Annotated in this window: 10 protein-coding genes; 3 read left to right on the forward strand and 7 right to left on the reverse strand. The window is 55.6% G+C overall.

Features of this window, described 5'->3' with window-relative positions; translation table 11 throughout:
- Nucleotides 1-35: 35 nt before the first annotated feature.
- The 4 genes from M2Q46_RS13080 to M2Q46_RS13095 all read right to left on the reverse strand — a co-directional run bounded on the left by M2Q46_RS13080 (nucleotide 36) and on the right by M2Q46_RS13095 (nucleotide 3,927).
- Nucleotides 36-1,424 (reverse strand): type II toxin-antitoxin system HipA family toxin, encoded by a 1,389-nt coding sequence (locus M2Q46_RS13080; protein WP_302357405.1) that lies wholly within the window; start codon nucleotides 1,422-1,424, stop codon nucleotides 36-38.
- Nucleotides 1,414-1,776: a helix-turn-helix domain-containing protein gene (locus tag M2Q46_RS13085; RefSeq protein WP_052159270.1), complete on the reverse strand. Its 363-nt coding sequence runs from the start codon at nucleotides 1,774-1,776 to the stop codon at nucleotides 1,414-1,416. The genes M2Q46_RS13080 and M2Q46_RS13085 overlap by 11 nt, the downstream gene beginning before the upstream one ends.
- A 219-nt stretch (nucleotides 1,777-1,995) precedes the next feature.
- Nucleotides 1,996-3,186 (reverse strand): CmlA/FloR family chloramphenicol efflux MFS transporter, encoded by a 1,191-nt coding sequence (gene cml, locus M2Q46_RS13090; RefSeq protein ID WP_302357407.1) that lies wholly within the window; start codon nucleotides 3,184-3,186, stop codon nucleotides 1,996-1,998.
- Nucleotides 3,187-3,453: 267 nt separating this feature from the next.
- On the reverse strand, nucleotides 3,454-3,927 hold the full coding sequence (locus M2Q46_RS13095) for a helix-turn-helix domain-containing protein (protein WP_035269687.1): 474 nt from the start codon (nucleotides 3,925-3,927) through the stop codon (nucleotides 3,454-3,456).
- An 81-nt stretch (nucleotides 3,928-4,008) separates the two neighbouring features.
- Here M2Q46_RS13095 and M2Q46_RS13100 point away from each other — a divergent pair, with 81 nt between their 5' ends.
- A complete protein-coding gene (locus tag M2Q46_RS13100) occupies nucleotides 4,009-4,500 on the forward strand; it encodes a DUF2938 domain-containing protein (protein ID WP_115634597.1) in 492 nt (163 codons plus the stop codon).
- A 125-nt stretch (nucleotides 4,501-4,625) separates the two neighbouring features.
- On the opposite strand, the gene M2Q46_RS13105 is transcribed toward M2Q46_RS13100, so the two are convergent.
- A complete protein-coding gene (locus M2Q46_RS13105) occupies nucleotides 4,626-5,507 on the reverse strand; it encodes a LysR family transcriptional regulator (protein WP_031233084.1) in 882 nt (293 codons plus the stop codon).
- Between the two features lie 169 nt (nucleotides 5,508-5,676).
- On the opposite strand from M2Q46_RS13105, the gene M2Q46_RS13110 reads away from it, so the two are divergent.
- Nucleotides 5,677-7,188 (forward strand): MFS transporter, encoded by a 1,512-nt coding sequence (locus tag M2Q46_RS13110; RefSeq protein ID WP_205717086.1) that lies wholly within the window; start codon nucleotides 5,677-5,679, stop codon nucleotides 7,186-7,188.
- Between the two features lie 127 nt (nucleotides 7,189-7,315).
- Here the strand turns inward: M2Q46_RS13110 and M2Q46_RS13115 are convergent, their stop codons facing one another.
- Nucleotides 7,316-7,870, reverse strand: a complete 555-nt coding sequence (locus M2Q46_RS13115; RefSeq protein ID WP_302357410.1) for a GNAT family N-acetyltransferase — start codon at nucleotides 7,868-7,870, stop codon at nucleotides 7,316-7,318.
- 132 nt (nucleotides 7,871-8,002) lie between these two features.
- Between M2Q46_RS13115 and M2Q46_RS13120 the strand changes: the two genes are divergently transcribed.
- The gene (locus M2Q46_RS13120) at nucleotides 8,003-8,863 is read left to right on the forward strand and encodes a helix-turn-helix domain-containing protein (RefSeq protein ID WP_302357411.1); all 861 of its coding nucleotides are present in this window, start codon (nucleotides 8,003-8,005) and stop codon (nucleotides 8,861-8,863) included.
- A 133-nt stretch (nucleotides 8,864-8,996) separates the two neighbouring features.
- On the opposite strand, the gene hutC is transcribed toward M2Q46_RS13120, so the two are convergent.
- Nucleotides 8,997-9,686, reverse strand: a complete 690-nt coding sequence (gene hutC, locus M2Q46_RS13125; protein WP_302357412.1) for a histidine utilization repressor — start codon at nucleotides 9,684-9,686, stop codon at nucleotides 8,997-8,999.
- Between the last annotated feature and the right edge of the window lie 185 nt (nucleotides 9,687-9,871).

Here is a 9,871-nt window from a genome sequence, read left to right on the forward strand (position 1 = left end):
CAGGGTGCCAGTATGCAACTAACAGGAATGATGGTTTAGTTCCCGAAGGCTCGCAATTCCTTCGTTAAGGAGGAGGAGGCCAAGCGCTCTAGTGGTCTGAATGCACCCTCCAGATAGCTCATGTCTTGGGCGGATGCATCGAACTGCTCAAAATAAGGCTTCCAGGCTCTGACGACTATCCATACTTCATGCAAGGCGCGAATGGCTTCTTGGCGGCTAGAGAAGTAGGCTGCCCAACGTGTCATTAAGTTGTCCAGGGTGGCCAGCCTTCCTTGCTCTCCTAGTTCGAGGTGCAAATAACGTTCGCTTGCCACCGTGTTCATGGGCAGAACGTCATAGAGCGGACTTAACCTCCATCCTTTGCCGACCACGTCATAGATGAAGGCGTGGTTTCTCAAGTGATCGTCATTGTTGTTGGCAAAGATGTTCAGGGCTTGGCGCTTGAATAGTTCACGTAAATCACGATCGATGAAAGTGGGCAAACAACGCTCTCGTAGTTTGAGGGCCAGTGCCTGATAGGAACTGCTTCTTGCTTCGTACTCATCAATGCCCATCAGGGTCATAGCGGAGCAAAAGCCGATACGCCCCTCAACGGTAGAAGCATTGTGTTCTGGGGTGGCGGGCGACCAACTGTCCTGGCCGGGAGCGGGTGCTTCTCCCGGAGCTGCCCAGTAACGGTCAAATCTACGAATGAAGAGCACGCGCGCCGTGCCAACAGATTGGATATGCACGGGTGGAACGCATAGATCTGCAGCACGTGCCAATTCCAAGGTGCCAGCTTCAAGTACAGCATTGCAGGCGCGATCAGACTTGGAAGGGAATTTCGCCAGCCACAGCACATCGGATTCATCGCGAATAGATGCTTTGGGCCGGGCTCCGCCAGCCGAACCTAGGCCTTCAAAGCAGTCAGCCAGGTCCTCACCGATGTCTTCGTCATTTTCAATACGATCAGCGGCTTCAAGTAGGCGTTCAAGGCTGACCTCCCCAGCTGCCGATTTCTTGGCGGGGGAATCGAGCGTAAGTCGAATATCCAGTGCGCCTACGCGATCCACTCCTGCCTCCAGTAAATAGGCGACTTCAGGTAAAACGCCCGAGCCTACTTTGAGTTTGTTTTCGATGACACGTCGACCCCATGCGTCAGGGGCCGCGTCGCGCAGTCCACCAAACTCGTGCAGCCCAGGTAAGGTAAAACGTTGTATGCCTCCGTTTTCTGCCCTTAGTGGCAGTGCTGCAGGATCGATTTCAATCGCGTGTTGCCGTTGTACATAGCGCTTACCGTAGGTGAAGCTTGGCGCATCGGAATTCGCGTTCTCCAGTAGTCCTGCTGGTACAAAAGCATTGCCCTGATCGCTTTGGGCAATATGAGCAAACACAGCAACCTTACTGGGTGGTCGGCTGTATGGATTGCGCGGTTTAGAAGTCATATTTGTCCTTGGCTGGAGCGCTGTTGGCTGTATTCGATGCATTTTTCCTGGAGACACGCTGTACCTTGTTGGCATTGTTGAAGCTCCGCACAGCGCCGGACTGCTCTGTGAGCAGATCCAGCAAGGTAAGTTCGGGCTCAATGGCATGGAGGTAGCGCAGGATCTGAGACATCGTTCGGCTTTCATTACCTTGCTCAAGCAGGGCGGCCGTGGACCGTGAAATACCAGCACGAGCAGCCACATCGCTTTGAGTCATTCCATGGGCGATGCGCAGTTGCTGGAGCTTCTGACCAATGGCGCTGGCTTCCTGCAAGCGTTTAGGGGGGGTGCGTTGTGCCTCATCGTATTTCATAGTTGGCCCTTTCTGCCATGTTCGTCATGGACAATTTTGTGAAACATGTAGAGTCAAGACTTCTGATTTATTGACCGTAATAACAGTCCTTGAATTGGTTAAGGACTGTTATTACGGACATTTTAATTGAATTTGATTGTTTGCTGAACAGACGCGTAGTCTAATGTCCGTAATATCAGTCTTAATAGCTATTAAGGACTGTTATTACGGACATTTTGGTTAGGCTTTCCTTCTCTCCAGCAACATCAAAGCAAGCAAAACCACACTGCTCATTCCCAGCCCAAAGACCACCAGTGGCCATGTCGTATCCCCACCCAGCAAGGTCACAGCTAAGGTACCGAACACGCTAACAATCAGGCTTTCCACGCAAAAGTAGATCGCCACGGCGGAGCCGGCCACATCATTGAACTGGGCCAAGGCGCCATTGGCGGTGACGGATACCGTCATCACAATGCCCATGGCGGCTAGCCACATGGGCAGGATAAAGCTGCTAAAGGAGGGTTCCAGCAGGAGTTGTCCTGCTGCCAGCAACAGGGCGGCTAGGGCGATCAAACCCATACCGCGTCTCAGGCTCCCGGCCGTTCCCCAGCGAGCCACAAAGGTTTTGGACAGGCGGGTGGTGGCAATCATCACCAGGGCAACGCTGGCAAAGGCCAGGCTGAAGCTTATTTCTGCATAGCCAGCTTGTCCGATCAAGACTCGGGGCGCGGTCGAGAAATAGACAAAAAATGTCCCCATCCCGGTGGAGAAGCCCAGGGTATAGACCCAGAACGCCGGGCTTTTGAAGACGGCCAGTGCGGATTGTTGTGACTGCAGTGGTTTGGCAGGCCGGGTTTCCTGCCAACGCAACAGCGCATGGATCCAGGCCAGCAGTCCCAACCCGGCCAAGCTCAGGAAGATGGCCTGCCACCCGCCCGCACGGGCAATCAGAGCACCTGCAATAGGCCCCAAGGCAGGTACGAAAGCCAGGATGGAGCTGAACAGGCTGTAGATCACCACGCCCTCAGGGCGATCGGCATACACATCGCGCACCGTGGCAAACAAGGCCACGAGGGTGGCCGAGGCCCCCAGGGCTTGCAGCACCCGAAAACCCACAAAAGCCCAGGCGGAACTGGACAAGGCAGCGGCGGTTGAGGCCAACACGAACAGGACGGCCCCTGTCAGCAAAACAGGTCGTCGGCCTATGCGATCCGACAGGGGGCCAAAGATCAGTTGCCCGGCGCCCAATAGCAGCATGTACAGGCTAAGGGTCAGCTGGATGACGGCTGGGGTCGTGCCCAGAAGCTCCGGCATGGCCGGGACGACGGGCAGGTAAATATCCATCCCCAGGGAAGCGAGGATGTCGAAGGGCGCCATCAGCAGCAGGGCGGCTGGCAGCGTATAAGCCCAGGAAGAGCGTGAGGAAGGCATAACAAAATTACCACTCGAAAAAGAGATCGGGCGGCGTCTGTTTGTTATCAATCAGCGGGATTGGAAGTACAGAACGCCGCAACAAGACAAGAGCTTGTTGCGGCTTACTCAGTTGCTGACTTAGTGCTCGTCATGCAGACGGCTCCTCACATAAATAACTTGAAAGTGTGTCGCGGGGAAAACGTTATGGCTGCGTCTGGCCCAGTCCAAAGGGATGGGGCGCGACAACTGTTTATTATAGGGGGAGGTTTTTACGGCCTTGAAGCCTCAGTCCGTGATGGCTGTTGGTTTTTTGCCCTGCAAAGTTTTGGCAAGACGTGACACCGCCTCGCTGGAGTTGCCTGTCTTGTTCTTCTTCACCCGGATGGCGGCAGCTTTCAGCAAGCGCTGGAATGTCGGGCACTGCGTATGGTTGGCGGCGGGGCAGTGCGCGGCGTGGCGCAAACCTTCGCTCATGGCTTTCAGGCGCTTGATGGTGGCATCCAGTTGATCGGCCTTGGATAGCAGCAATTGCCTGTCCACCTGCGCAGAACCATCGGGAGGCAGCATGGCCCGTATTTCTTCCAGCGACAAACCGCCCGCTTGCCCCAAGGCAATCAAGGCCAGTTGATCCAGCACTTGGGGCGTAAAACGACGCCGTTCTCCGGGGGCGCTGACTGCACGGATCAGGCCTTCTTTCTCGTAGTAACGCACGGTGGAGGAGGGTAAGCCGGTTTGCTTGGCAACTTCTGAAATATCCATCTTGTACCTGTTGACTTGAAGTTGACTTCAATTTCTATGATTACTCAAAAACAAGGTGCTTATCAACGGGAAGGATTGCCAATGTTGTCGATCAATGAATGGGTGCATGTGATTCTGATCGGAGTCGGAGCCACTATTTTCATGGATATCTGGGGCCTGATTCAAAGGGCGATGGGCGTTGCCACGCTGAACTACGCCATGGTGGGGCGCTGGGCCGGGCATTTGCTGCGTGGCCAGATCGCACACAGCAGTATCGGCAAGGCTGAGCCGATTGCGGGAGAGTCTGCCTGGGGCTGGTTCATTCACTATGCTGTGGGCATTGTTTTCGGCTTTTTGCTGCTTGCGGTTTACGGCACTGAGTGGTTGCAAGATCCCCGCTGGTTGCCCGCCGTCATTGTGGGCATGGCTACGGTCGTGATGCCCTTTTTTGTCATGCAGCCCGCCATGGGAGCCGGAGTGGCGGCCTCGCGTACCCCCACGCCTTGGACCAACCGGTTGCGCAGCGTGCTGACACACGCGGTTTTTGGTTTGGGCATGTACCTTGCGGCCTTGCTGATCAAGCAGGTGGCTTAAGGAGATGTCATTTGTTGGGGCCTCTGTCATGGGTGGCCTGCTCTTTTTGTGCGTCAGCCAGTCCCAGGATGCCGCTTCCGAGCTGACCGGGGACTGAGCAGGAGGCACTAGCAGTATGTGTTTGGCTAGGCCTGGAAAACCGCCTCGCTCATGCAATCAATAAAGGCGCGCAGCTTGGGCGACAGGTTGCGGCTGGCAGGCCAGACAATCCACAGTGGCACGGTGTTATGGGTGCATTCATCCAGAATGGTTTGCAGCCGTCCGCTGCTTAAATGTTCCCCCACAGTGAAATCTGGCAGGCAAGCGATGCCTTGCCCTTGCAAGCTCAGATGCACCCGCATTTCCACGCTATTGCAGACCAGTGTGCGGGGCAGCTCGGGTACGTCCTGAGTTTCGGAAATTGGCCATTGTTCCAGCCGCCCGGTATTGGGGAAGCGGTAGTGCAGGCAGGCATGGTGTTGCAGATCTTTGGCGTGCAAGGGGCGACCATGCTCTTGTAGATATTCGGGGGAGGCAGCCAGGACGCGACGGAACGTGCACAGACGGCGGCGCATCAGGCCTGAATCACTCAAGGCGCTGGCACGGATGGCAGCATCAAAACCTTCGCCAATCACATCGACCAGACGGTCAGAAAAGTCCAGATCCAGTTCTACAGCCGGATAACGCTGCATGAAGTGGCTGATGGCCTGCTGAAACAGGCCGCTGTAGCGCGGCAAGCTGATTCGCAAGGTGCCACGCGGCATTTCACTGGCTTGGGACATTTCCAGTTCTGCCGCTTCGATTTCACTCAAGATGCGTCTGCAGCGCTCCAGAAAAACTTTGCCGTCGGCAGTCAGGGCCAGAGTGCGGGTGCTGCGGTGAAACAGGCGCACTTTCAGCCGCTCTTCCAGGCGGGCGATGGACTTGCCTACTGTGGAGGGCGACAGGCCGGACTCGCGGGCCACGGCCGAAAAGCTCAGGCGTTCCGCCACGCGTACGAACAGGCCGATATTGCTCAGGTTTTCCATCATGGTGCCAACTCTATTTAAGAATTTATTTCCTAAGTATTAATAACTGTAGTGTATTTTTCTTTGATGGGGTGACGCTTAAGCTCCTGAAATCGACCCCGATCATGCGGGTATTTCACGCCGTGTCCATTTCTGTTGGGCACGCACGCTTTAGCAGTCAATGAGAACCATGCTTTCCTCTTCTTCCTCGCCGGCCATGCGTCGGCTGCAATTATTGTCAGCCTGTTTAACGGCTTTATTGATCCCCTTGTGCTTCACCGGTCCAGCAGTGGTGCTGTCGGCCATCAGTGCAGAGTTAGGTGGTAGTGCCGCCCAGCTGAGCTGGATCATGAATGCGTACATCCTGAGTTACGGCGGTGCCATGATGGTGTCAGGCAGCCTGACGGACATTTACGGCCAGCGCCGCATCTGGCTGATTGGCATGCTGTGGTTTTGCGCCTTTACCATTGCCATTCCTTTCATGCCCTCCGTGTTCTGGATTGATATTTTGCGCATGATGCAGGGCCTGGGCGGTGCCGCCGCTTTTGCCGCTGCCATGTCCTCCCTGGCTCCCTTGTTTGAAGGACGTGCACGGGCGCGGGCGTTCAGCTTGTTAGGCACGTCTTTCGGGCTGGGGCTGTCTTTTGGTCCCTGGTTTTTCGGCTGGATTGTGGAGGCGCTGCAATGGCAAGGCGTGTTCTACGCGACCGGGGCTATTGGCGTGGTCGGTTTGTTGCTGGTTCTGATCAGTACCAAGCCCAGTCAGGGCGGCTCGCAGGGTGCATTGGACTGGCCGGGTGCCATCAGCTTTACGCTGGCTTTGGGCCTGTTTACTTATGGCATGTTGCTGATCCCGGAACGGGGCTGGTCCGATAGCTGGGTGCTGTCCACCCTGCTGGCCTCTGTTGTCGCCTTTGTGGGCTTTGTCTGCATAGAGCGCCGCGTTGCGCAGCCCATGATTGATTTGAGTTTCTTTCGTGACCCCGGCTTTGTGGGTGTGCAGGCTTTGGCTGCAGCCCCTGCATTCCTGTTCATCGTGCTGATTGTGTTGTTGCCCGGTCGCTTTATGGGTATTGATGGTTACGGTGCATTGCAGGCCGGGCAGATGATGGTTTGGCTGGCTGCGCCTTTGTTGATCGTGCCTTTTGTGGCGGCCTTGCTGACTCGCTGGCTATCGGCAGGCACCTTGTCCAGCCTGGGTTTGCTTCTGGTGGCCGTGGGTTTGTGGACTCTGGCTGAAGGCTTTGAGGCAGGCGGTGGTCCAGCCCTGCATCTGCCTTTATTGCTGATCGGCATGGGTATCGGTTTGCCCTGGGGCTTGATGGACGGGATGGCGGTCAGTGTGGTCAGCCCGGATCGGGTCGGAATGGCGACGGGTATCTTCAATACGGTGCGAATCTTTGCGGATGGTGTGGCCATTGCCGTGGTCAGCGTGCTGTTGGCTACCTTGATTCAGCAGCACCTGAGTGTGGGCGGCACAGCGTTTACACAAGCCGCAGTTCTGGAAGCGGCCAGTCGGGCGGCTTTGGGTGAATTGCAGTTGGCCGCGCAACAGCTGCCTGGTTTGGAAGCGCAATTGACTGCCAGTTATGCCGCTTCATTTTTGACGGTGCTGCATGCGCTGGCAGGCCTGGCGGCCTTGATTGCCGGTCTGCTCTTTGTCTTGTTGCGACAGCCCAAGCACGCTTTGCAAACGGCCTAGAAGACACCGCGTGCGCTGCACGCGATGCCCAAGGTGAACGGGCCCCAAACGCCTGGGTCAGGTATCCAGGTTTTGGGGGCCGTTCTACACCCAGAGCGGCGGCGTGGGTGTGGGTTACGACAGGTGTTCAGGCCTGTTTTTTGGGCAAGGCCAGCCATTCTTCAGCAGTAATGCGGCTGATATGTTCAGTTCGGTAGTCCTGCAGGAACGGGTTGTACTTGTTTTCCTCGGTGTGATGATGGCGAAAGCCACACTTGCTTTGCGCAATCTGCGATTGGGCATTGTTGGCAAAGTAGCCGCACCACAGTGCTTTCAGCTTCAGCGTTTCAAAAGCGTGTCGCATCACCTCGCGCATGGCCTCGGGGATCAAGCCCTGGCCCCAGTAGGGCACGCCAATCCAATAGGCAATTTCGCCTTCTTCTTCGCCGATCTCGAAGTTGCTGTTCTTGCCGATCAGGATGCCGATGCAACCGACAGCTCGGCCATTAACTTTGTGCTCGACGGCATACACTTCGGGCATATTGAAAACTGTGCGGATAATTTCGGCACTTTCCTCAACGCTGGTATGCACCGGCCAACCTGCAATCGGGCCAACTCGCTCGTCTTTGGCGTATTCGTACAAGTCCTTGGCATCAGTATCCTGCCAGGGGCGTAAAATAAGTCTTTCTGTTTGAAGTGTCATTTTCTTTACTCACCATTCAGCAGAAAACAGAATAGAAGCTGGCTGGTTTGGCGAACAGAGCAGGACCTTGGTAGTTTCGGTACTTTTAGCAAGTCCTGTCGGTTGCCGGGTCATGAAGGGCAGAGGAACACCATGCATCAGATTCCACAACTATTCAGTGCCAGAGATAGCTGGCTGACAGGCCAGACCACGCTGGCTGAAGGCGTGGGAATGCCTTTGTCTTTCGGTCATGCCTATATGGCCTTGATGATCTGCCTGTCGGGTCGTGCTTTGGTCAGCTTGAACTTCAAGGATCAGGTCGTACGGGCCCATGATGTGCTGGTGCTGGCCGAAGATACGATTACCTTGCTGAGACGGCGCTCACGCGGTTTCAAGGTGTTTTTTCTGTTGATGCCCAAGAACCTGGCGTCAGAAGTGGCCTATCAGCTGCCTAATTCCTTGTTCGTGTTCCTGCATGACAATCCGTTGTGTGTGCCTCCGCAGAGAGATCGAGCTTTACTGGCGGCCTGGTTGCTGCAACTGCACGAGATTGTGCAGACCAGCACGCTGCATCAGCACATCATGCTGCGTAATCAGCTGCAGAATTTCTTTCTACATATTGCCGAGCAGATTCCGTCCGAGTATCAGGGCGGCCAGCCGTTCAGCCGTCAGGAAATGATCAGCTGGCGGTTTTGGGAACTGGTTGGCCAGCAATGCCGGCAGCACAGAGAGGTGAAGTTTTATGCCGATGCGCTCAACATCACCCCGTTTTATCTGTCCCAGCTGAGCAAACAGTTTTTTAACGACAGTCCCAAGGCCTTGATCGACAGGCAAGTGGTTCTGGAGATCAAGGCGCTGCTTTCCTACAGCCAGCTGGCGATCGGGCAGATTGCCGATCAGCTGAATTTTGAGGATCCCTCTTATTTGTGCCGGTACTTCAAGCGCCATACAGGCTTGTCGTTGACCCGCTATCGCCAGCATGAGCAGGCTCGTTCCGGTGTGGTTGGCAAGTGATCAGCTCAAGGGTTAGTCGTGCCAGGTCAATGCGACAAGAAAATGGCGATGGTGTATGACTCAGGAGGCAAGAAGCCTGTGCGCCTGATCGATGCGTTTGGGAGTCAAACTCTAGGCAGATCAGATTTACGGCTCACATCTTGCCAGTGAATTTGTAGCGATCCCCTGGATGCCACAGTCTGGCGTGCGTTGTGAACTGCTCGCTGGAAAAAGTGCGGCGGTCCATCACCAGACAGGGTTGATGCTCTTTCATGTGCAGGGCCTGCGCGATTCCGGCGGGCGGCACCAGCACTTCAATGCTGTAAAAGCCGGTTGGCAAGGGGGCAACGCGCACCAGGTACTCATTAGGCGTGATCTGGCTCCAGTCCTGCTCCATGTAATCCGGCGCCATTTGCGCGTCCACCAGACGATCTTCGTACTGGATAGGCAAGCCGTTTTCGGCATGAACAATAATGGAATGAAACAGCGCTGCGCCCGGTGCAATGCCATATAGCCGCGCTTGAGCCGGGCTGGCCTGCAGCCGCTCCATGCTCAGCACCTGACAGCTGTGTTGGTGGCCGCGCTCCCGTATGTCTTGCGCGATGCTGCGTATCTCGATCAGGGTGGACTGGAATTTGGGCTGCGCGACGTAGGTGCCCGAGCCTTTGATGCGGATCAGCAGCTCATCATTCGTCAACTCCCGCAGCGCGCGGTTGACCGTCATGCGCGACACGCCAAATTGTTCGCATAAAGCCAGTTCAGTGGGGATCAGATCACCTTCACGCCATTGGCCGGACTGGATTTTCTCCAGCACAAAATTCTTGATTTGCAGGTAGGCGGGCATGCTTGGTTCAGTTGACGAATGGCTCGTCTGGGGGACATCCATTTTTATGCTTTCCTGTAGGACGTGTTCACACTCAAAAGAGTCTCGCGCAGGCCAGATCTGAGGTCGTGTACCAGGCCGCGAGTGATGCCTTCCCATGCTCGCATTCACGGGCTTATGCAAGGCTCTTTTTTATATGTATAGAC

It is taken from the genome of Alcaligenes sp. YSL9, from assembly GCF_030515105.1.
GTDB classification, from domain to species: Bacteria; Pseudomonadota; Gammaproteobacteria; order Burkholderiales; family Burkholderiaceae_B; genus Alcaligenes; species Alcaligenes phenolicus.

Excerpts from the sequence above, each read along its gene's own strand:
- M2Q46_RS13085 (WP_052159270.1), bottom strand. The coding sequence starts at position 1,776 with ATGAAATACGATGAGGCACAACGCACCCCCCCTAAACGCTTGCAGGAA.
- cml (WP_302357407.1), bottom strand. The coding sequence starts at position 3,186 with ATGCCTTCCTCACGCTCTTCCTGGGCTTATACGCTGCCAGCCGCCCTG.
- M2Q46_RS13105 (WP_031233084.1), bottom strand. The coding sequence starts at position 5,507 with ATGGAAAACCTGAGCAATATCGGCCTGTTCGTACGCGTGGCGGAACGC.
- M2Q46_RS13120 (WP_302357411.1), top strand. The coding sequence starts at position 8,003 with ATGCATCAGATTCCACAACTATTCAGTGCCAGAGATAGCTGGCTGACA.
- M2Q46_RS13115 (WP_302357410.1), bottom strand. The coding sequence starts at position 7,870 with ATGACACTTCAAACAGAAAGACTTATTTTACGCCCCTGGCAGGATACT.
- M2Q46_RS13080 (WP_302357405.1), bottom strand. The coding sequence starts at position 1,424 with ATGACTTCTAAACCGCGCAATCCATACAGCCGACCACCCAGTAAGGTT.
- M2Q46_RS13110 (WP_205717086.1), top strand. The coding sequence starts at position 5,677 with ATGCTTTCCTCTTCTTCCTCGCCGGCCATGCGTCGGCTGCAATTATTG.
- hutC (WP_302357412.1), bottom strand. The coding sequence starts at position 9,686 with ATGCCCGCCTACCTGCAAATCAAGAATTTTGTGCTGGAGAAAATCCAG.
- M2Q46_RS13100 (WP_115634597.1), top strand. The coding sequence starts at position 4,009 with ATGTTGTCGATCAATGAATGGGTGCATGTGATTCTGATCGGAGTCGGA.
- M2Q46_RS13095 (WP_035269687.1), bottom strand. The coding sequence starts at position 3,927 with ATGGATATTTCAGAAGTTGCCAAGCAAACCGGCTTACCCTCCTCCACC.